We start from the raw sequence: 22,978 nt of genomic DNA, 5'->3' as shown, positions 1-22,978 counted from the left end.
CTAAAAAATAAATATTCAAAATGTCATTTAGCACTGTTTTATAAATAAAACTCATCTAAGACAAATAAACCGGAATGTATCTAAATCAAGTATGCTTTGGGTTTACAAAATACAGGTACGAGTGATATGAATGATATTCAAAAGAAGATTATTTATCGCGTGTGAGATTGATGACCTACCTAATAAGCTAGCGTTCTCTTTTTGCTTAGTTCACATCGCGTAAACGATAGTGCAATGCACAAGAATAGATATTTTTAGCTTGGCTCAAGGGAATTAAAGGAGAATAAATTTAAAATACTTTAACTAATCAATACTCATCTAAAAAGCCAGGATACGATTTAAGTGATAATTTATGCTAAGCAACTTATTGTACTTAAAATTAAATTAAGTGCTCTAAATAGACTTATAGAAGCTTTAATGGAGTATTTTTTATATCAGAAGATATATTTAAGAAAAATAATATATTAATATTATTAATGAGATATTTAACTAAAAGCTAAATAAAAGAAAATGGCAGTCCGTACAGGATTTGAACCTGTGACCCTCCGCTTCATCACACTACAGTTTTCACTGCCACCATTACTGGCTTCGTGCGCTGGACTATCCCTTCACCATTGCTTTCGCTTTAGGTGGATGCCGTCTAGTCTCTGCACCTTCCTTACTTTCGTAAGGCTTGGCTCAGGATTGCCATCATCATTACATGGAAGGTTTCCCTGAATTTGACATCTTACACTTAGAGGTTTTCACCAATAAGGCCCAAATTTTACTTTTAGAAGGCGGATGCTCTATCCAGCTGAGCTAACGGACCTTTATTACAAATAGTAGTCTATAATAAAAAACTAATATTTATTTGTAAATAATATGATTATTTGAATTATTAGACAAATAAACATGTTACCTACCATGGTAACTTTTATCAGAAGATGGGTAAAGTTACCTACCCTACACACCACGAAAACCTTACATTCTGATAAGTTAGGTAATACCCTAGGGGGTAATACTTGCTCTATCCAGCTGAGCTAAGGGCGCACAGTACCTTATAACAGGTTACTTTCAAATTATTTATAAAAAAGAAAGTGGTCGGTGATGCAAGATTCGAACTTGCGACCCCTTGGACCCAAACCAAGTGCGCTACCAAGCTGCGCTAATCACCGACATTCGTCTAATCAAACACTAAAAACATGCTTGCTTTCAACGGGTGCGGATATTACCTAGTTGGCTGTTCTTCGTCAAACGTTTTTTACAAATAAATATTCGTTCGCTCACTTTTACAGCAACCTTTCCTCATAGAGAAACTATTTGGTTAATATTAATACTAACAACCAAAAATTCGATGAATTAACTTTTACCATAGAAATGATAACCAATATCTATAACATATCAAAAAATTCACCTACACCTGCGATGGAATTTATGAGAAAATGCGTTGTTTTTTTCATATCGACACCCTAGGAATTATGACTGCATCACTTATTGATGGCAAAGCCATCGCTCAACAATTAAGAACTTCGGTTAAAGAAAAGGTCAGTGCTCGCGTAGCGCAAGGTTTAAGAGCGCCGGGATTAGCCGTTATTTTAGTCGGTAGTGATCCCGCTTCAGAAGTTTATGTCGGCAGTAAACGTCGCGCTTGTGAAGAAGTTGGCTTTGTATCTCGCTCTTATGATTTGCCAGCATCAACAACAGAAGCAGAATTATTAGACCTAGTATCAACGTTAAACAATGATGATGAGATCGACGGTATTCTGGTACAACTTCCCTTACCTGTCGGTTTAGATGCAAATTTAGTGATAGAGCACATTGCTCCCAATAAAGACGTTGATGGTTTCCACCCTTCTAATGTCGGTAAGCTTGCTTTACGTTTACCAGGATTAAGACCTTGTACACCGAAAGGCATTATGACGCTGATCCAATCAACCGGTGTTAAACCTCATGGTTTAGATGCTTTAGTCATTGGTGCTTCAAATATTGTCGGCCGTCCAATGACTTTAGAGTTATTACTAGCCGGTTGCACTATTACTACAACTCACAGATTCACCAAGAATTTAGAAGAAAAAGTGCGTAATGCTGATTTAATCGTGGTTGCGGTAGGTAAACCTAAATTTATTCCAGGTGAATGGATCAAAGAAGGTGCGATTGTTATCGATGTAGGTATCAATCGTTTAGATGATGGCAAGTTAGTCGGCGATGTAGATTTTGATGTTGCGAAAGAGAAAGCATCATTTATAACCCCTGTTCCGGGCGGCGTTGGTCCAATGACAGTTGCCAGTTTAATTGAAAACACGTTAATTGCTTGCGAGAAATTTCACAGCTAATTTTCAAAAAGCGATTGATCAAAGAGGCCAGCAAAATGCTGGCCTCTTTGTTTTATAGTTGTACTCAAACCATCTTGTTATAAATTACGCTTTACGCCAAGTCGTTTTGCCAGCACTATCTTCTAAAATAACGTTCAGTGCTTTTAATTTATCACGTGCGTCATCGGCACTCGCCCAATCTTTATTAGCTCTAGCGTCATTTCGTTGCTTAATTAGCGCTTCTATTTCAGCCACTTCGTCAGTATCTCCTGTCCCTTGAAGAAAGCTTGCTGGATCTAACTGTAATAAACCTAATAGACCACCTAAGCCTTTTAACAACGATGCCAATTCAACGGTATTTTCACCATTGTTTTGTTTAGCAACGTTCAGCTCTTTCGATAATTCAAAAAGCACAGCTAATGCTTCTGGGGTATTAAAGTCGTCATCCATTGCCGCGCAAAAATTCTTCACAAACGTATTATCTTTATCTAATTCAAAACCTTCAATAACAGGAACATCACGTAAAGCCGTATAAATTCTTTCAACTGACGCACGTGCTTGCTCTAAATTTTCAGTTGAATAATTCAGCTGGCTGCGATACTGCCCTGTGGTTAAGAAAAAACGTGTGGTTTCAGGATCATACTTTGACAGCACTTCTCTTATCGTAAAAAAGTTATTTAACGATTTAGACATTTTTTCTTGGTCAACCTGCACCATACCCGTATGGATCCAATAATTCACATAAGGAGTATCAAGCGCACAACAACTTTGCGCTACTTCATTTTCATGATGAGGAAATTGTAGATCTGAGCCGCCGCCATGAATATCAAAATGCTTACCTAGCACTTTCGCATTCATTGCCGAACATTCAATGTGCCAACCTGGACGACCAGCTCCCCATGGAGAATCCCAACTAGGCTCTTCAGGTTTCGCTGATTTCCACAAGACAAAATCCATTGGATTACGTTTTGTTTCATCCACTTCAACACGCGAGCCTGATTGTAATTGTTCTAAATTTTGGCCACTAAGTTTGCCATAATCTTGATAACTTGAAACGTCAAACAACACATCGCCTTGTTCATTATCGCCAGCAATATACGCATGCTTTTTGGCAATTAACGTTTCGATCATGGCAATAATTTCTGGCATATGAGTGGTCACACGCGGCTCAAGATTAGGACGCGCCATGTTTAATGCGTCAAAGTCTTCATGCATTGCGGCAATAGTACGTTCAGTTAATTGCTCCGTCGTTTCATTGTTTTCAATGGCGCGATTGATGATTTTATCTTCAACATCCGTGATGTTACGTATGTAATTCACATCGTAACCAGAAAAACGTAAATAACGCGCAATATTGTCAAAACTAATATAAGTTCTTGCGTGACCGATATGGCATAAGTCATAAACAGTACAACCACAAACATACAAACCTACTTTACCGGGTTGAATTGGTGTAAAAATTTCCTTTTTACGGGTTAAAGTATTGTATATCTGTAACATGAGGTTGCTTGACTCCAAATTTAAAAGAATAGATTGAGATAAAATTTTCGATAATTGTACCCGAACTATTAACTATGGTCATCACTTCCCTTTACAGATTCTTGCTTTAGGTTACAATTCTCACACTATTTCTTATGAGTACATTAAAATGATCACATTTAAAACAACTTTAGGTGATATCAAAATTGCATTAGATTTTGATAAAGCGCCAATTACCGCTAAAAATTTCCAACAATATGCTGAAGATGGCTTTTACAATGGCACAATCTTTCATCGTGTGATCAAAGGGTTTATGGCACAAGGCGGTGGTTTTTCATCAGGCATGGGTGAAAAAGAAACACGTGAAACTATTGAAAATGAAGCAAGTAATGGTTTAAGCAATAAGCGTGGTACGTTAGCAATGGCTCGTACGCAAGATCCACATTCTGCCTCTGCTCAATTTTTTATTAACTTAGTCGATAATAACTTTTTAGATTTTAAAAATGAATCGGTACAAGGTTGGGGTTACTGTGTATTTGGTGAAGTGGTCGAAGGCATGGACATTGTTGATAAAATGACTTTAGTGGATACAGGTCGTTTAGGTCATCATGATGATGTACCGAAAGAAGAAATTATCATTGAAAGCACAATTGTAGAATAAACACGATGGCAACACCGGATAAATCAGCGGTAACATATTTCATCGCTGATTTACATTTAGCACAAAACAGGCCTGATATAACGGCCTGTTTTTTATCGTTTTTAAAAAACGAAGCAGTAAATGCCGAAGCCTTATATATTCTCGGCGATTTATTTGAATACTGGATTGGCGATGATGATACCAACGAATTTATTCATGAAATTGCTGCCGCTCTGAAAGCACTTGCCGATAAAAATATCCCTATTTTTTACATTCATGGCAATCGCGATTTCTTATTAGGAAAACGCTATGCAATAATGTCGGGGATGACGCTGTTACCCGAAGTTACATTAATAAATTTATATGGGGAGCCTGTGGTGATTATGCATGGTGACACGTTATGCACGCGCGATGTTGACTACCAAGCATTTCGCAAAAAATCTCGTTCTTGGTGGTGGCAAGCCATCATTAAAAGTTTACCGCTTTTTGTGCGAAGAAAAATAGCAGAGAACTACCGTTCACAAAGTGCCGCCGCGACAGCAATAAAATCACAAGATATTATGGATGTGACTGAATCCGAAGTGGTTACCTGCCTAGAGCAATATCAATCTCAAGTATTAATCCATGGCCATACACATAGACCTTTCACGCATCAAATAACCGCAAATAACCTTCCTGCGCAAAGAATTGTTTTAGGTGATTGGTACGAACAAGGCGCTTGGCTTAAAGTTACCCCTAAGAATAAAGAGCTATTATTTAACCCTCTTTCATCGAACTAAATATTACTTTTAACAAAGTTTTGATAACTTTTATGATCACTTTATACAAAAGTATAATTTACCTAAAAGAGAAATTCATTTAAGCTAAAAGTGTTTATTAACAACTTATTAATAAATACCATCACATTATTAATCAAATGTTTATAGCAAAATATAAAAGAAAGTAATCTACACATAACAATCATTATATAGAGCTCTTCTTTTGATTTAATTATTACTCGGAATTTTAAAGTACCAAAAAATGTAGTTGTAGATATTTAAATATTTACTATGATTGATAGCAAGTCATCACATAGTTTACCAATCAGTTAGAGTTATTTTAAGGGAATATTAATGAATACTCACGATACTTATTCATCCGCCGTAAAACTTAGTGAAGAGACAATCAAATTCCTCTGTAATTATGAAGTATCTCCTACACCAATTAATTTTTCTGTCATTTATTATTACTTATCTAAGAAAGATGAAAAAATGAATCTCTTGCTTGATGAGTATATTAGTTGGAATGGTTCGTTAGATGCTGTGTTTATTGAATCGTTATTTCTCGAGTTTTTCTCAAACTCTGAAGATGTTGAAAAGATGTTTATCACCCCTTTTGAAAACACCTTAACATCAACAATGGAACAATTAGAACGCCAAGCAATTAATGGCGAACAGATCGCCAAAAATTTCAAAAAAGCTGACCGAGTATTAGCCAATTCAGATCAAGCGAGTTCATTAAAGCCGCTGGTAAGATTTATCAATTCAACCTTAATAGATTCACAGCAACAGCATAATGATCTAACCAGTGAGCTTGAAAAAACATACAACAAAGTTAATCAATTGAAGTCACAATTAAAAGCATCGCGTGAAGAAGCCATGCGTGATTCATTGACTGGTTTATATAACCGTAGAGGATGTGAAGAGAAACTCAAAGACCTAGCTCTGGAAAGTACTCATGCGTCGGTTTCTATTGATATTGATCATTTTAAAAAATTTAATGACGAATTTGGTCATGCAATTGGTGATAAAGTCATTCAAAGAGTTGCTTCAACCATACAAGATCATATTAGCTCTACTGACTTTGCAGTGCGCTTTGGTGGAGAAGAGTTTATGGTGGTATTAGCGAATAAAACGAAAGAAGAAGCTAAAAACATCGCCGAAAAAATTCGTATTGCCATTACAAATTTAAAATTAAAACAAAAAAAATCGAATACCTATTTACCTTCAATTTCAATCTCAGCAGGGGTTGCTGAGTATCAAGAATATCAAAACTGGAAATCAGTGTTTGAAGTAGCTGATTCTGCCCTTTATCAAGCGAAGCATGCCGGTAGAAACTGTTGTGTTGTTTTATAAGTTAGTATTTTAATAAAGTATTTTTTCGAATTAAAAAAGTCAGCAATTACGCTGACTTTTTATTGTGGATTATAAACTTACAGATATAGAATCACAGTTACGAAATCCATCCATTTATCAAGTTAAAATTAGCTCGATTTCATTCTATCAATCCAGTTAGTAACACGCAGTTCTAATGCAGATAAAGGCATAGCCCCACCACTTAGTACTGTATCGTGAAATCCTCTAATATCGAATTTGTCACCTAACATTTTTTCAGCAAGCGCCCTTAGTTCCATAATTTTTAACATGCCAATTTTATATGATGTCGCTTGACCTGGTAGCACAAGATAACGTCTAACTTCAGAAACAATCGCTTCTTCTGCAATAGGTGTTTTTTCTTTAAAATACTCAATAGCTTGCTGCTCTGTCCAACCTTTTGCATGTAATCCTGTGTCAACAACCAACCTAACTGCACGCCACATTTCATTTACTAATCGGCCAAAATCAGAGTATGGGTCTTGATAACGCCCCATTTCTTTAGCTAACAACTCAGCATACAATCCCCAACCTTCACTGTAGGCTGTAAAGTTAGCTTGAGTTCTAAATTGAGGAATAGAGGTTAATTCTTGTGCAATTGAAATTTGCATATGATGACCTGGGTTACCTTCGTGATAAGCCACGCCTTCCATTTCATTTTTGGGCATTGCACTCATATCTGAAAGGTGTGCATAGTAAACACCTGGTCTTGAACCATCAGGAGTGCCGGGAAAATAATGCTGTGCAGCACCATCTTGCTCTCTAAAAGATTCAACGCGTTTAACCACTAATTCAGCTTTAGGCAAAATACCAAAGAATTTTGGCAATTCTTGATTAATAGCCGCTAAGTGTTTTTCTGTCTCACTGATATAGCCTAACCTGCCATCATCAGTATTAGAAAAGAAAAATTGTTCATCTGTTTTAATGAAGGTGAAAAACTCTTGTAAATCACCTTCAAATGCAACCTTATCTTTAATGGTATTCATTTCTGTGGTAATACGAGCAACTTCAGAAACGCCTAAACTATGGATCTCATCCGACGTTAGTTCAGTCGTGGTTGACGCTTTTAATCTGAAATTATAAAAGTCCTCTCCATTAGGTTGGCTAGACACCCCTTTCGCGATAGCATCGGTATTGGCAATATCTTCCTCAAACCATGAAATTAAAGCTTGATAGCTCGGCAAAAAAGCATCATTTAATGCTGATTTCGCCTGCGCTTCAAGTTCAGCAGCACGCGTATCATCGATTTCGTTACTTGCAACTAAACTGGCAACTTTTCTTTTCGCATCAGCCCATAAAGGCACATCATTTTTACTTTCTATAAAAGGTGCGCCAGCAATCAAATTCTTCGCTTGCTCAATCACCCCTTGGTAAGCAAAGCGAGGGGGTCTCACACCTTTACTGGCATTTTCTTTTGCTCGAACCAACAGTTGTTCAATTGCGGTTGCCACGCCAGATATACGCTTGTTATACGCGATCATGTCATTTTCATTTTCTACTTTATGAAAGTTGATCAGAAATTGTGCAGCAAATGCTTGAATACCATTGAATTGAGTAAAAATATATTGATTATGGTTATACTTTTGACCGGCTAACGCTTGTTCATATTGATGTATCCAAATACCGTAAGAGGTCTTAGCTTCATCATCCAATTTATCATAATCAAACTGAGCCTTTAAATCTGAAACTGTCTTTGCTTGCCAATCAAGTCGTTTTTTTTCTGCCGCCTCACTCATATCATCTATTTGGTCATACTTTTCTTTTCGCCCTAAAAACGTCAACATCATAGGGCTCATTTGCAAGTCTTCTTCATATTTCACTGCAAACCATTCATTTAAACGTTCACTTTCAGAAAGCGCTGTATTCTCTATGCTAGATGATGGCTTAGTCGCTGAGGTGTTGTTAGAGTCTTGAGAAACTGAACTAGGTTGGCATGCAGTTAAAATACCTACTGCCACTAAGGTAAGTGCTATTTTCATGTGTAATTCCCTATTTTATTATTATATGAGCGTTGAAAGACAAGAAGTTCTATCGAATAACTAAAGATAATAAACAGAACTGAGAAAAATTGCGAATATGTCAGTGACTTTACGCAGGAACGCCACTGTGGAATTTAAAGTCTTGGTCGTCAGATAAAATTAGCTTGGCTTCTACCTCACCAAAAAACTGTACTCGTTCCGCAATATCCTGACCTGATATTTCTTGGGCTAAAGTGAGGTAATCTTGATAATGCCTTGCTTCAGAGCGTAATAATGAGATGTAAAAATCCCCTAAGCGTTTATCAACATGTGGCGCTAATTTGGCAAATCGCTCACAAGATCTAGCCTCGATATAGGCCCCAACAATTAACTTATCAACCATAGCATCAGGTTCGAACGTTTTAACATTACGCAGCATACCTTTTGCGTAACGACATGGCGTGATACTTTTATATTCAACACCATACTCATCCATTATTTCTAATACTTGATAAAAATGATGAAGTTCTTCTTTGATTAACACCACCATTTTATCGATGAGATCTTGTCCGTATTTAGCATTTGACTTTGGGATCACCGTTTTAGATAACTTATTCTTTGCTGGTAATTCACGCCAATCACCTTCACGTTTATAAATAAAGGTCTCAAAAGGTTCAAGCCAAGCTAAAAGTGCATTGGCACTTTCTTTATCTACGGCATATTTTCGAATTAAAAACATCGCACTTTGCGCGGCTTTTAATTCGCAAATTAAGTGATCAATGAGAATTATATCTAAATTCTCTTTTTTAACGGCTTCATCAAGCCACGCTTGTGGTGTTTCACATTTAAGGAAGGATAAAATTGGCGTTAATAATTCCTGAATCGACATGTCTAATCATTTTTCGTTTTAACTTAAAGGTATGCACAAATTTTATCATACGACGAATAGCTTCACGTGCTTTTTTTACATTAAATTAAAACTGAAAATTTAAACATTATTTATAACTAAAAAACAAAGGCATCACCGTTTATTTTCCTCAAGATAAACAATTGGCGTAAAGCTTTCTTAAGCCCTATATTTATAGTACTGAATTTGAACCGGATAATATTTGCATCCTTAACACGTTAAAATAACAATAAAATTTAACATTCTTTATAACAACACTTTTTTACAAGGAAAAAACATGTCTTCACAAAACTATGACGCCATTAAAGAACTTTATACAGCTTTTACAAACGGTGATATGCCAAATGTTTTAGCTGTATTACACGAAGATATTATCTGGAATGAAGCAGAAAATTTCCCTTATGCTGATAACAATCCCTACCAAGGCCCGCAAGCCGTTTTAGAAGGTGTATTTGCACGTTGTGGTGGCGAGTGGGATAAATTTGCCGTACATATGAATACATTATATGACGCTGGAGATCACATAATAGCCACCGGAAAATATGTTGGCACATTCAAAAAAACAGGCGTGTCGATGAATCCTCAGGCGGTACATATTTGGACAATGAAAGAAGGTAAAGCCGTACGTTTTCAACAACATATTGACACTTTAGACGTTGCTAAAGCGACAGGACTGACTACATAATACTCGTTTTAGCTTTTACACAAAAGTACTGCCATTATCGGTTAACACTACACTCTTCACGTAAGCATGATTTGAGTTTTACTTGTCTGCTCATAACTTATGATGCATGTACAATCTTTGAGTTTATTATTCTCTTTTATCAGCCAAACCTTTTTAATGACTCACACTAGAATGTCTAAACCATATTTTTCACTTTAAACTTATGTTAAAAATATAGCTAATACATTAAAAAACAAACTAAAAATAAACAAATGTCTTTAGTTATACTACTATGAGTATTATGAAATTAAGAATCCTCTTCCATTGCTTTTTTATTGCCACGCTATTATGTAGTCCGTGTTCATTGGCTGAAGAAAATACGTCAAAAGAAAAGACTCCTATACATATTGTAGCCCTAGAAAAAAATTACCCTTTTAGTTTTATGTTACCAAATGGCTCACCAAGTGGGCTTTATATAGAATTTTGGCAACTATGGGCAAAAACAAACAATACACCAATTAAAATTTCGCTACGCTCTCTCGAAGATGGCCTGCAGTTAATTAAACTAAAAAATACCATGCACGCTGGGTTGTTTAAAAATACTGAGCGCGAACAGTGGGCAGACTTTACCTTACCGATACATAATGTCCAATCCAGAGTTATTTATAAGCGAAATTTCGATAAATCCACAAAACTCAGTGAACTTGACGGTATAAAAATTTCAACCAAGCGCCTTAGCTACCAAGAAACTTATGTTAAAAATAATTTTCCAAATGTTAACGTGGTTAATCACGAAGACTTTAATCAAGCAATCACTCGTTTATTAGAAGATAGCAACAATGAAATTCAAGGTGTTATCGCAGAATTACCCCATGCAATGGCTGAATTGGCGAAGAGAGGCATTAGTGGCGTATTCGTTATTTCAGACGAAGTAATATTATCAAATAATGTCTTCGGCTTAATTGCTAAAGAACAACCAGAATTATTAGCAAAGATTAATGAAGGTATCGAAAATATTCCTGTTGAAGAAGTCGTTGCATTAGAAAGACATTGGCTACCTGCCTTAAAACCATTTTTTGATACATTCCCTCATATGCCATTATTAACTGAAGAAGAAAATAATTGGTTACTAAAAAATAATGCTTTTTCTCTCGGCGTAGATCCTCAATGGGCACCGTTTGAATTTTACGATGAAAATAAAGAGTTTAGTGGCATATCAGCAGATTACATCAAGCACGCCGAATCAAAGCTTAACGTAACTTTCATGCCTCAAAAAGAACTATCTTGGGCACAAGCCTTTGCAGGGTTTAAGCAAGGAAATGTAGATGTAATGTCAGCTATTTTCTTTACCGAAGAGCGAGCAAAAAACATCAATTTTACCGAACCTTACTTTGAAATATCCTTAGTGCTAGTAAGTAAGGAAAATGCTTATTATGCCGAAAGTTTAAGCTCGCTAGACAACAAAAAGCTCGGTTTAATTACTGATTATGTCTATGACGAACTTATTCAGCAAAAACACCCCAATATTGAGTTAATCAGTGTTAATACCGTAGAAGAAGGTTTGAAGCTCTTACAATCAGGAAAAATCGATGCTTTTATGGACTCTATTGCGACTATAAACTACGAAATCAATAAGCATAAACTCAATGATATTATTATCACCGCTTTTACGCCATATAAACTAGAATTAACCATGGCGGTTCGTAAAGGGCTGGAACCATTAGTCCCTATTTTAAATAAAACATTTCTATCGATGACAGAAAAACAACGTGCCGCCATCGCAAATAATTGGTTATCCATTCATGTTCAATCAGGCGCAAATATTACTACGATTCTTTTTTGGTCTCTGCCGATACTAGCCTTTTTAATCTTGATCATTTTTATCTTTTATCGAATGAATCTACGTCTTAAAAAAGAAGTGTCTATACGCCAAGAAAATGAACAGCAATTAATTGCGACTCAGCGTGATCTAGCCGCTCAAAAAAAAGCAATGGACGTACATTCACTTGTTTCGGTTTCTGATATTAAAGGCAATATCGTTTATGCCAATGACAAATTTTGTGCGATTAGTGGTTATAGTCATCAAGAACTAATAGGCAGAAATCATAGCATACTTAAATCTGATCAGCATCCATCGGCTTTTTGGCGCGAAATGTATTTAATTGTTTTAAAAGGTGGCCATTGGAATGGTGAAATTTGTAACCGCACGAAAAGTGGCGAACGGTTTTGGGTAGATACAACCATAGTGCCTTTTTACAATAATGAAAATAAGCTTGGTGGCTACATTTCTGTTCTAACAGATATTACCCGTCAAAAATCAGCCATAGCACGTTTAGCTGACGCAAAAAAACAAGCGGAAGTTGCCAATGAATCGAAAAATGAATTCTTAGCAAACATGAGTCACGAGATCCGCACACCAATGAATGGTGTTATCGGTATGACCAACCTTTTGCTTGACACCCAATTAACACAAGAGCAAATAAACTTTGCTTCAACCGTAAAATACAGTGCTGAATCTTTGTTAATTATTATTAACGATATTCTAGATTTTTCTAAAATTGAAGCGGGAATGTTAGATCTTGAACCACTTGAATTTGATTTGAGTATACTCTTACATGAAATCGGGAGTAGCATTGCTTTTCAGGCACACGAAAAAGGATTAGACTTAATTTGTCCTGGCAATAGCATGTCCAACCAATCTTATATCGCTGATCCTGGCCGGATTAGACAAATACTTAATAATTTAATCAGTAATGCAATTAAATTTACCGACAAAGGTGAAGTTTCAGTATTTTGTCGTGTCGTAGAACAGTCCAAACAACGAACAAAATTATGCTTTGAAATTAAAGATACGGGAATAGGGATCAGTAAAGAGAAACAAAAGAACCTGTTTGAAAGATTTAGTCAAGCAGACAATTCAACAACCCGGAAATTTGGTGGCACTGGTTTAGGTTTAACGATTAGCAAACAATTAGTAGAAATGATGGGAGGTGAAATAGGGGTAAAAAGTACAGAAGGTCAAGGCTCAACATTTTGGTTCACATTAAATGTTGAAAACGCCCATTGCGCTTTATCTAAAGAATCGCTCGATAATCTACAAGATCAAAAAATACTCATCGTAGATGACAACCTAACGAACAGAACCTTATTAACGCAATTATTAAACAAATGGCAGGCAAAAAGTACTGCGGTTGATTCAGGTAAAAATGCTTTGATAACACTTAATGAGGCTGCTGATCAAGGCTCACCTTTTCAAATTGCAATTTTAGATATGCAAATGCCTGAAATGGATGGCGTACAATTAGGTAAAGTAATAAAAAGTAAAAAAAATCTAGCAGATACACGCCTAGTAATGCTGACTTCACAAGGTCTTAGAGGCGATAGCGATTTACTTAAAGCCGTTGGCTTTAATGGTTATTTAAACAAACCAATCGATGAATCTATTTTATATAAAACCCTGAAAAAAGTTTCTGGCGTGAACGCTTCAGACAAAAAGCTTACTAACCATTTAACAGCTCATCAAATTCCTCAATTTAAAGCAAGAGTGTTAGTGGTAGAAGATAACGCCATAAATCAACGGGTTGCACAAGGATTACTGCAAAAGTTCGGCATACAAGTTGATGTAGCAGCGAATGGTAAAGAAGCACTTAGTTCTTTAAAAGATTTACCGTTTGATTTAGTGCTAATGGACTGCCAAATGCCCATTATGGATGGTTATGAAGCAACGAAAAATATTAGAGCAGAACACTCTGAAGTATTGAATAGAAAAATACCAATAATCGCCATGACGGCAAACTCTATGAAAGGAGATCAAGCTAAGTGTATCTCTGTCGGAATGGACGACTTCATATCAAAACCTGTAAACCCGAATAAACTCGAAGAAGTGTTAACGCGTTGGTTAAAATAAAGTAATCATTTAACGGTTAATCTTTAATCATGTTTTAGACAATAATTACAACTATGTAATTCGTTCCATTACAGTCATAAACAATGAAAATGAATCACCCTACACTTCATTTTCTCTGGAATACAAGACTAGCACTAAACATTAACACGATTAATTACTGCTAGCTCCCATTAATCCGTTATGAGTCAATAACAAGCTGTAATCACTTTACTTTTAGAGATAAAAAAGGAGCGAATTATCGCTCCCTTTGATTTTCACTGCTCTTTAAAGAAGATTATTTACTTTCATTCGGGACAGGAAAACCACGTTTTTTCAAAATGTATTTAACTTCAGGATCACGACCACGGAATTTACGATACGCTTCTTTACGATCAGTTTCGTTACCTGTAGCAAGTATCACCGAACGGAAACGTTCTGCTGTTTCTTTATCCCATACATTGCCTGCTTCTTCAAAGGCTGCCCATGTATCTGCATCCATGGTTTCAGACCATAAATAACTGTAGTAACCTGCTGAATATGAATCAGATGAGAACAAATGATTAAAGTGCGGTAAACGATGACGCATGACAATTTCTTTTGGCATATCGATTTTATTCAATGTTTCACGTTCAAACGCATCTGGATCAGTCACCGGCTCTTCGCGATTATGTAACATCATATCCACAATAGCTGATGATAAATATTCAACCGTGGCAAACCCTTCGTTAAAGGTTTTTGATTTGTTGATTTTGTCAACTAACGCTTGCGGCATAGGTTCGCCCGTTTGTGCATGCTTAGCATAATTATCTAAGATGTAACGCGTAAGTAACCAGTTTTCATTTACTTGACTTGGGTACTCAACGAAATCTCTTGGTGTACCACCTAAACCTGGATAAGTAATATCGTAGTTTAAGTAATGTAAGGCATGGCCAAACTCATGAAAAAGCGTTGACGCATCATCAAGACTAATAAGCGTAGGTTGACCTTCACCACCTTTAACAAAGTTATTGTTATTTGACGCTAACACATAACGGTTTTTACCACCTAAATCATGCTGACTACGGTAAGTCGTCATCCAAGCGCCTGAGCGTTTTCCTGCTCTGGCAAAGTTATCAAGGTAGAAAAGACCAATGACTTTGTCACCACGTTTCACTTCAAAAGTACGCACTTCTGGATCAAAAACAGGCACACTACCGGTATTTTCTTTGAATGACATACCATAAAGCTTACCTGCCGCATCAAACATAGCATTCACCATATTATCAAGCTTAAAGTAAGGTTTAATTTCAGCTTCATCTAAGTCATATTTTGCTTTACGAACTTTTTCTGCATAAAAACGATAATCCCAAGGAGCGATGGTAATATTTGCGCCTTCTGCATCAGCCACTTTCTGCATGTCAGCAACTTCTTCTTTAACACGACCAATAGCTGCTGGCCAAACTTTCATCATTAAATCCATAGCCGCTTCTGGCTCTTTAGCCATCGTATCAGCCATTCGGTAATGAGCATGAGTTTTAAAACCTAACACTTTAGCGCGATCGGCGCGTAATTTTAAAATTTTCGCGATAGTAGCATTCGTATCGTTGGCATCGCCGTTATCACCACGATTAATATAAGCGTTATATACTTTTTCACGTAAATCACGTCTTGTTGAATTTTGTAAGAAAGGTTGCATCACTGAACGAGTATTTTTCAACGCCCACCCTTTTTTACCTTGCGCTTGTGCAGCACCTTTAATTGAGGCGATAAAGCTTTCAGGTAAACCTGCTAAATCAGCTTTATCAGTTAAATAAATATAGGTTTCTTCGTCTGCTAATACTTTATTTGAGAATTCGTTAAATGCTTTTGATAACTCAGTATTAAGCGCGATAAGTTTTTCTTTAACTTCACCTTTTAATAAAGCACCATTTCTGACTAACTGTTCATAATTACGCTCAACTAAACGTAGTTGTTGTGCGTTTAAGTTTGCTTTTTTTCTGTTGTCATAAACCGTTTTAGTTTTTTCAAGTAACTTAGGATCAAGCGTCAACTCATCAAAGAATGCTGATACTTTTGGCATCCATTCGCCTTGAATTTTACGAACTTCTTCATTAGATAAATTACTTGAATGAACACCCCAAATAGAGAAAACTTCATCAGCGAAGCTGCCTGCAAGTTCCATTGGTAAGGTGAAATTTTCAAAGGTTGCTGGTGCAGGATTATCGCGAATAACATTAATTTCCGCTTTTACTCTTTCCATAACCGCTTGAAAGGCATTTGGAAAATCAGCAACGTTAACTTTATCCCAAGCAGGAACTCCATCATAAGGTCCTTGCCATGTTTGCAATATACTATTGTTTTTTACGGCTGCGCCTTTTTCTTTCATTGCAGTAACTTTATTTTTGGCATTTGCCAGTGTCTTTCCATGATCGTCAGCTATTGCTGGTGTGGCTGCTATGCCTAACATCGCAGCACTAGAAACGCTTAATAAGAGTTTCCGGCTTAAAATAGTGAATCGCATTGATACCTCTCTAAGTAATTAGCCTTTAAAATGTGGCCATTAAAAAACGCCATAGGCGCATTCAGTAACTATTGAGAATAAACTAAGCCTTTGACCGATACAATAACTGCGATCTATGAAAGGTGTTTCTAAACATGTCAGGTTTGACATGGAAGTAAACATTTTTGAACATTATTGTTATAACTTGAGTAAATAGAAAAATATATAAGTAAGAACAACGTATCGCGCATTATTTGTGAAAGCAATATTAGGGGGGAGAGATACCTCTATTTTCCCCCTTCTCTCCAAGATATCTTTCAAGTTTATTTGAAAGTTCAACTCCCATTGAATAAGCTTGAATATATGTTCAATCTTTAGAGGAAAATCTCTATGCGAATTCATACGTTAACAAAGTCGCTTTTGACTAGTATCGCCTTTCTTATTGGAGTAACTGTCGTTAATCAAGCATCGGGATTGGAACTTATTAATGATAGCGAACACGCCAAAGGTAAAGCCTTAGTCGAGCAATATTGTACTGGTTGTCATCGCACCAATATGATCACACGTAGCTCTGGTTATAGTGCAGATGATTGGAAATCGTTAACCAGCACCATGATTAACTTATCCAACCAACCAAAAGTTGAACAACAACTTTTTAATTATTTAGCCACTAATTACTCACCAAACACCCTACGCACTCCAACATTGCTCGGTGGTGAGACAAAAATTAGTTTCACACAATGGCAAACGCCTACTTTAGGGCAGCGTTCTCGTGATCCTATAGAGGCAGCGGACGGTACTATTTGGTGGGCAGGACAACGGGCAAATTTAATTGGTCAAATTAATCCTAACACCGGTGAAATGAAAGAATATTTTTTACCAGAAAATGCGATGCCTCATTCTGTAACTACAGATAAAGCTGGCAATATTTGGTATACAGGCAATAAAAATGGCAGTGTTGGCAAGTTAGATATTCAAACCAAAAAAATCACTGAATATAAAATGCCTGACGAACAAGCGAAAGATCCTCACACCGCTATTTTTGACGAAAAAGGCATCTTATGGTTTACCCTGCAACACAGTAATATGATCGGTCGGTTAGACCCAATAACGGGTGAAATAAAACTGGTAACGATGAATGCTCCTCGTTCAAAACCTTATGGCATCAAAATAGACGACAAAGGCACACCTTGGGTGGCCTGTAATGGCAGAAATTGTTTAGTAAAAGTTGATCCAATAACCATGAAGTTAACCGACGTGATGTTACCCAATGAAGCAACACGCGTCAGACGTTTAGATATCGCTAACGACGGCATGATTTGGTATGTGAATTCATCGCAAGGTAAGCTAGGTCGATATAACCCATTCACTGGTGAAATAAAAGAATGGCCATCACCTAGTGGCAGCAAATCGCACCCTTATGCTATTGCCGTGATTGATAATATGGTTTGGTATAATGAATCAGGTATGCGACCAGATACTTTGGTTAAATTTGACCCAATAACGGAAACCTTTCAAAGTTGGGCTATTCCATCAGGTAAAGTATATGCTGGCATTATTAGGCATATGCGTCCAACTCGCGATGGCGATTTATTAATCCATCAAAGTAGTACAAATAAAATTATCAGAGTGAATATTGAATAAACAAACAATAGAATACTCTTGAATTGCTCAATTGAATTGTTACTTGGCTATTATCTAAGTGACATATATTAAGTGATATCCGATATTACCCATTAGCTTTGTTGGTCAATAAACGCAATAGAGTGCTCATTAAAGGCATCTGGATTTTCAACATTACACACATGGCCGCATCGTTGAATAGTGTGCAATAAACTATTTTTATGATGCTTAACCATGTCTTTGACCGGCCCAAGAAACATATGATCTTCTTTACCCATAATATATAAAATAGGGATATCAATTTCTTTTTCTTTAAAATATTGCATTAATGGATTCACTTCCATGGCTAATTTAAACCACCGTAGAAATTCTTTTTGACATAAACGCTTAGCTTCGCGTACAAATAATAATCGCGATTCTTTATGGCGTTTTTTCGGCATCATAATAAAAGCAAATAAGCGATATAACCACATATAGGGTACGCAGTATTTAAACGCATTACCTAAATAAACCAATGAGTTACTACGTGTATTAAAACGAGTAATTGCCCCGCCAAGTACCATACTTGAAACATACTCGGGTGCAATTTCAGCAATATTACGGATAATAATGGTGCCTAACGATATACCGACAAAGTGCGCATGTTTAATATTGTTATGGTCTAAAACATCAATAATATCTTCGGAAACACGGTTAAAAGAATAATTATTATCGACAAAGCTTTTAACTAAGTTAGTTGATTTTCCATGCCCGCGAAGATCTAACAGAAGAATATTATATTTTTTCTGATAGGCCCTTATTTGCCTAAACCAAATAGCAGAACTACCACCCGCCCCGTGGATAAATACCACCCAAACTTTACTGGTTTTATGTGGATAGATGGTATGAAAAAGAACTGATTTGTCCATTAAAGGAAGTGACCTACTCGAGATAAAATGACAACTTTAGTTCGACAAGTATAACGAAATATCAAGCAAGCTCCGAATAAGTTTTTTAAAAAAGTAAAAAAACTTATCTGCTCTCTCTGTTAAGTTGAACTATCACCTTAATAATTAAAACAAAAAAAGTGATAAAGATAGCCTTATCACTTTTTACTTTTACTGTTTTCCCAGCTAAACAGCTGGTTAACACGCTAATTAATTAAAATTTAGCGTTAACCCATAACCAAAGCTTATCAGTGTCTACTTTACCCGTAGCAGGATCACCGGCTGAATATGCCGAAAACTTAATGCCCGCAGTATAATGTTTTGAAAACTTTTTAGTGTATACGGCATTAATTTCTGAACCGAAATCATCAACCGTATCACTTGCTTCATCGGCATTAAAGTTATGATAAATAACCGCCCATTTTCCACCAACAGCTTTACCACCAATACTGACGTATATATCACTTAATCCTTCTTTTGGTGTTGCTAAGAATTGATCTGACCAACCATTAAATTTATGCAATGTCGCTAAAGGCGTAGAGAAACCGTACATACCGTCATCAGAGCCTAATAATTCGTAACCTACTTTGAAGCCTAAACCTGACACCGTAGTGCCAACTTCAGCTAATAAGTAATTGCTTGAATAACTTGTACTCGAAGCATCGGCATCTTGTATTGCATAGTCGAAAGCAAAGGTGATTTTTTGTTTATCAAACTGAGTCGCGCCATTAAAGCGTATACCGTATGTATCAAGAGCATTATCACTATTATTATCAACTTCTAATAAATAGCTATACGCTGATATTGTTCCCGCTTGAGTTTTATACGCGGCATTAAATAAATGATCTTTTGAGTCAATATCTTTGCCATCAGCAAAAATTCGATTTCGTTGAGTAATATAACCATATTTAAAAGATAAGTTTTCTGAGGCGTTATAATCGAAAGTAATACCATCGAACGTTTGTCTATCTTGTCGCCAACCTACGTGACCAACAAAGCGGTGATTATCCATCGTGATCACTTGTCGCCCCAATTTTGCCGTAAAACTTTCTTGTTTATACTGTAATAGCATTTGGTCAACTTCTGTTGATTCAGGATCTGCAATGACTGAATGATCGGTGTTTTTACCTAAAGTATTATTATAATCATCAATACCCAAAACATTACGTGAATCTTCAAATTCTACCAGTGAAGAAAAGCCATTCACTTCCCCGGTAGCATAACTAAGGCGTGTATGTAACGTTAAGGCACTTGCTGTTTTTAAAGCGTTATCTTGATCAACATTTTCATAGCGTAAATTTAGATCAACGGTTGCTTTACCATTAGACAAAGCGGTAGCAATATCATTCGCCATAACAGTGGTTGAATAAGAACTCGCCAATGTTAAAGCAAGACATAAAGTAGTTTTATTGAGTTTCATGCGTTATTTCTCTGTCGGGTTTTATTAAAATTTTTCAGCGTGATACTAATTAACGAGTAATCGTTTTTTTGCTTATAATTTTTTGAATGTATTGTTAATTAATACGGTATTCAGTGTGAATATCTTGATTTTCCATTTTCACTGGGAATTCTTTCATTTCTAAAAAATTGGTCACTAAGTATTAGATCCGTTATTCTTCAGTCATTAAATTTTAACATCGATGTATTATGGTAAAGTGTGATCACGATCAAGGTATTGCTCTATTCGTTTTTTAAACTAAAACAAGGATTAATAGTTCGTTTCAATAACACATTGTGTCCATATAATGTTCATTTATAACGTTGTTTAATTTCAATATTTTATTTACGATAAAGTTAAATACCTTAACCTTTAAACAATAAAGCTATGATCTCGCTGGCGATAATAACTGGCATACATCTATGATGTTTTTTGCCACTATCGCTAATGAGCAACTTTGATCCATCGCCATTTTTCTCAGTGTTTTATATGCCTCGTTTTCACTCATTCGTTTTTGTTCCATTAATAAGCCTTTGGCTCGGTCAATATACTTCCTACTTTCAAGCTGTACTTTTGCTTGTTTAAGTTCGTTGCGTAGTGACTGAACCGCTTTAAATCGCTCATTAGCAACAGAAATAATGCTCTGTATGCGCTGAGGTAAAATTTCATTCACCACATATGCACTGACCCCAGATTTAATCGCTTGCTGAATGACATTAGGCGAATCATTTTCAGAAAAGATTACTATTGGCAAAGGATGAAGTTGGTTCACCTCAGCAAGATCCTTTAACATTTTATGACTTGGTGAGTCAGTCACTAAAATGAGTATTTCCGGCGTACAAATATCAATCTCCTCTAAAATGTTTTCATTAAATGAAATATGTTTAGTTACATGATAGCCAAAGTCAATTAGCGCTTCTTTTAATAACGAGTGATTACTCGGTTGTTTTTCAATTAACATTACCGCAATCGTTTTTTTACTCAGATCTACTGGTAATGTTTTCTTGTTTAATGTTTGTTCCATAGTATGTCTCAATTGAGTTACCTGAATTAATTTGCCGTACCTTTAAAAAGTACGGTATTGAACTTGATATACAAAATTCGCACCACTATAATTAATCCTTTACTTTCAATTGGTTAAATAAAATAAAAGCTAATATCTCATTGGTTTGCACCAAAATAAAAGTGCAATTGAAATAAAACAAACAAATTTTCAAAACAATTTAGCAAGAATATTTTCAATTGATAAAGTGAGCTCGAGATATCGATGATGGGTTAAATTAACCCATTTACTTAACTATTTATGGTCTGTCACGTAAAATCATTTTATTAGCTTTAACCAATCACATTGCTATAAATAGCCTACTAATAACTTATGACTCAGAAAAACATTAAAAAACTAATCAATAAGCACCAAGATCTAGTTCATAGCGAAAACCTAAAAGTGATTTCACACGTGCAACGAGAAGTAGATGATTGGATATTAAATACCATCATGATTGATAATCTTGATGTCCCTTTTAAATATAAACGTAAAAAGCTCTATCAAACTTTAAAAGGTCAACGAGTCAATATGACTTATTATCCGAGTTCTGAATCCGTGGCAGGCTTTGATATTGAAATCATGAACGTAGTGAGAGTAAAAGTCAGTTGATAGTTAATTTAACTATATAAAAAAATCCTTTTTGTGTTTTTGATTATAAAAACAGAGGATTTTTCAAAAACCTTGTCTAAAATTCAAACTCTTCTTGACGTACGCTTCCAGTTATTTCATAAATAAGGTATCAACTATAAAAAAATAAAAAAGTTGAACGTAAGTGTTCTAGCGGAAAGTTACTCTCCGCGAGCAACATATTTTGGGGACAGCAAGAGGTAATATTATGATCTTAAATCATATCTGGGGGCTTTATGCTCATCCAAAAGAAGAATGGCAAACCATCGAAAAACGTCATGAAAGTTTAATGTACAGTTTTGTCCATATCCTAACAATTGCATTGATTCCAGCAATTTGTAGTTACTATGCTGCCGCGCATATAGGTTGGACAATTGGTGCGGGGGATGCCATAAAAATATCTGAATCAAGTGCATTAGCAATGTCTGTTGCTATGTATGCGGGGTTAGTTATTGGCGTCTTTGCACTCGCCTACCTTATTCAATGGATGGCAAAAACATTTGATGCTAAACCTGATTTCACACAAGCGTTAGAACTCGCCGCTTATACAGCAACACCATTGTTAATGGTTGGTCTTACTGCGCTTTATCCTGTTTTATGGTTTGTCACTTTAGCTGGGCTAGCTGCGCTTTCTTATTCAGTGTATTTACTATATTCAGGTATTCCAATCATGATGAATATCCCAGAGGAAAAAGGCTTTATTTATGCTAGCTCTGTAGTCACTTGTGGCTTGGTTTTACTCGTTTCTTTGATGGCAGTGAGTGCTATTATGTTTGGCATGGGCTTCGGTACTGAATACATTTCTTAACCGTATAAGCCAAACTTAATGAGTTATCACAAAAAAGGCACCTAAGGTGCCTTTTTTAATGAGCTAATTTCAATA

General features: G+C 36.0%; 16 protein-coding genes and 1 tRNA gene. 9 read left to right on the top strand and 8 right to left on the bottom strand.

Annotated elements, in window-relative coordinates; translation table 11 throughout:
* Positions 1-1,077 precede the first annotated feature (1,077 nt).
* Positions 1,078-1,154, bottom strand: a tRNA-Pro gene (locus Q4493_RS07615).
* Positions 1,155-1,457: 303 nt separating this feature from the next.
* Here Q4493_RS07615 and folD point away from each other — a divergent pair.
* On the top strand, positions 1,458-2,312 hold the full coding sequence (gene folD / locus Q4493_RS07610; RefSeq protein ID WP_303451095.1) for a bifunctional methylenetetrahydrofolate dehydrogenase/methenyltetrahydrofolate cyclohydrolase FolD: 855 nt from the start codon (positions 1,458-1,460) through the stop codon (positions 2,310-2,312).
* 84 nt (positions 2,313-2,396) lie between these two features.
* Here the strand turns inward: folD and cysS are convergent, their stop codons facing one another.
* The gene (cysS, locus tag Q4493_RS07605; protein ID WP_303451092.1) at positions 2,397-3,791 is read right to left on the bottom strand and encodes a cysteine--tRNA ligase; all 1,395 of its coding nucleotides are present in this window, start codon (positions 3,789-3,791) and stop codon (positions 2,397-2,399) included.
* A gap of 148 nt (positions 3,792-3,939) precedes the next feature.
* Between cysS and Q4493_RS07600 the strand changes: the two genes are divergently transcribed.
* The 3 genes from Q4493_RS07600 to Q4493_RS07590 all read left to right on the top strand — a co-directional run bounded on the left by Q4493_RS07600 (position 3,940) and on the right by Q4493_RS07590 (position 6,524).
* Positions 3,940-4,431 (top strand): peptidylprolyl isomerase, encoded by a 492-nt coding sequence (locus Q4493_RS07600; protein ID WP_303451089.1) that lies wholly within the window; start codon positions 3,940-3,942, stop codon positions 4,429-4,431.
* A gap of 5 nt (positions 4,432-4,436) precedes the next feature.
* Positions 4,437-5,189 (top strand): UDP-2,3-diacylglucosamine diphosphatase, encoded by a 753-nt coding sequence (locus Q4493_RS07595; RefSeq protein ID WP_303451087.1) that lies wholly within the window; start codon positions 4,437-4,439, stop codon positions 5,187-5,189.
* 333 nt (positions 5,190-5,522) lie between these two features.
* Entirely contained in the window at positions 5,523-6,524 is a 1,002-nt protein-coding gene (locus tag Q4493_RS07590; RefSeq protein WP_303451084.1) for a GGDEF domain-containing protein, read from the top strand.
* Between the two features lie 128 nt (positions 6,525-6,652).
* Here the strand turns inward: Q4493_RS07590 and Q4493_RS07585 are convergent, their stop codons facing one another.
* Positions 6,653-8,521 carry a DUF885 family protein gene (locus tag Q4493_RS07585; RefSeq protein ID WP_303451082.1) on the bottom strand — a complete coding sequence of 623 codons (1,869 nt, stop codon included), beginning with the start codon at positions 8,519-8,521 and terminating at the stop codon, positions 6,653-6,655.
* A 109-nt stretch (positions 8,522-8,630) separates the two neighbouring features.
* Positions 8,631-9,389 (bottom strand): tRNA isopentenyl-2-thiomethyl-A-37 hydroxylase MiaE, encoded by a 759-nt coding sequence (miaE, locus tag Q4493_RS07580; RefSeq protein ID WP_303451079.1) that lies wholly within the window; start codon positions 9,387-9,389, stop codon positions 8,631-8,633.
* Between the two features lie 295 nt (positions 9,390-9,684).
* Between miaE and Q4493_RS07575 the strand changes: the two genes are divergently transcribed.
* Both Q4493_RS07575 and Q4493_RS07570 read left to right on the top strand, forming a co-directional pair.
* Entirely contained in the window at positions 9,685-10,092 is a 408-nt protein-coding gene (locus Q4493_RS07575; protein ID WP_303451077.1) for a nuclear transport factor 2 family protein, read from the top strand.
* A gap of 280 nt (positions 10,093-10,372) precedes the next feature.
* Positions 10,373-13,978 (top strand): transporter substrate-binding domain-containing protein, encoded by a 3,606-nt coding sequence (locus tag Q4493_RS07570; RefSeq protein ID WP_303451074.1) that lies wholly within the window; start codon positions 10,373-10,375, stop codon positions 13,976-13,978.
* Positions 13,979-14,252: 274 nt separating this feature from the next.
* Here the strand turns inward: Q4493_RS07570 and Q4493_RS07565 are convergent, their stop codons facing one another.
* Positions 14,253-16,457 (bottom strand): M3 family metallopeptidase, encoded by a 2,205-nt coding sequence (locus Q4493_RS07565; RefSeq protein ID WP_303451071.1) that lies wholly within the window; start codon positions 16,455-16,457, stop codon positions 14,253-14,255.
* Between the two features lie 369 nt (positions 16,458-16,826).
* On the opposite strand from Q4493_RS07565, the gene Q4493_RS07560 reads away from it, so the two are divergent.
* A complete protein-coding gene (locus tag Q4493_RS07560; protein WP_303451068.1) occupies positions 16,827-18,080 on the top strand; it encodes a cytochrome C in 1,254 nt (417 codons plus the stop codon).
* A 92-nt stretch (positions 18,081-18,172) separates the two neighbouring features.
* Here Q4493_RS07560 and Q4493_RS07555 read toward each other — a convergent pair whose 3' ends face one another.
* The 3 genes from Q4493_RS07555 to Q4493_RS07545 all read right to left on the bottom strand — a co-directional run bounded on the left by Q4493_RS07555 (position 18,173) and on the right by Q4493_RS07545 (position 21,447).
* Positions 18,173-18,967 (bottom strand): alpha/beta fold hydrolase, encoded by a 795-nt coding sequence (locus Q4493_RS07555; RefSeq protein WP_303451065.1) that lies wholly within the window; start codon positions 18,965-18,967, stop codon positions 18,173-18,175.
* Between the two features lie 232 nt (positions 18,968-19,199).
* A complete protein-coding gene (locus Q4493_RS07550) occupies positions 19,200-20,405 on the bottom strand; it encodes an alginate export family protein (protein WP_303451063.1) in 1,206 nt (401 codons plus the stop codon).
* Between the two features lie 403 nt (positions 20,406-20,808).
* On the bottom strand, positions 20,809-21,447 hold the full coding sequence (locus Q4493_RS07545; protein ID WP_303451060.1) for an ANTAR domain-containing response regulator: 639 nt from the start codon (positions 21,445-21,447) through the stop codon (positions 20,809-20,811).
* 351 nt (positions 21,448-21,798) lie between these two features.
* Between Q4493_RS07545 and Q4493_RS07540 the strand changes: the two genes are divergently transcribed.
* Entirely contained in the window at positions 21,799-22,077 is a 279-nt protein-coding gene (locus Q4493_RS07540; protein WP_303451058.1) for a hypothetical protein, read from the top strand.
* A gap of 226 nt (positions 22,078-22,303) precedes the next feature.
* The gene (locus Q4493_RS07535; protein ID WP_303451055.1) at positions 22,304-22,903 is read left to right on the top strand and encodes a Yip1 family protein; all 600 of its coding nucleotides are present in this window, start codon (positions 22,304-22,306) and stop codon (positions 22,901-22,903) included.
* Positions 22,904-22,978: the final 75 nt, after the last annotated feature.

Origin of the sequence: Colwellia sp. 1_MG-2023 (assembly GCF_030546755.1) — a bacterium.
Classification (GTDB): domain Bacteria; phylum Pseudomonadota; class Gammaproteobacteria; order Enterobacterales; family Alteromonadaceae; genus Thalassotalea_H.
This window is presented reverse-complemented; position numbering and strand designations above follow the sequence as displayed.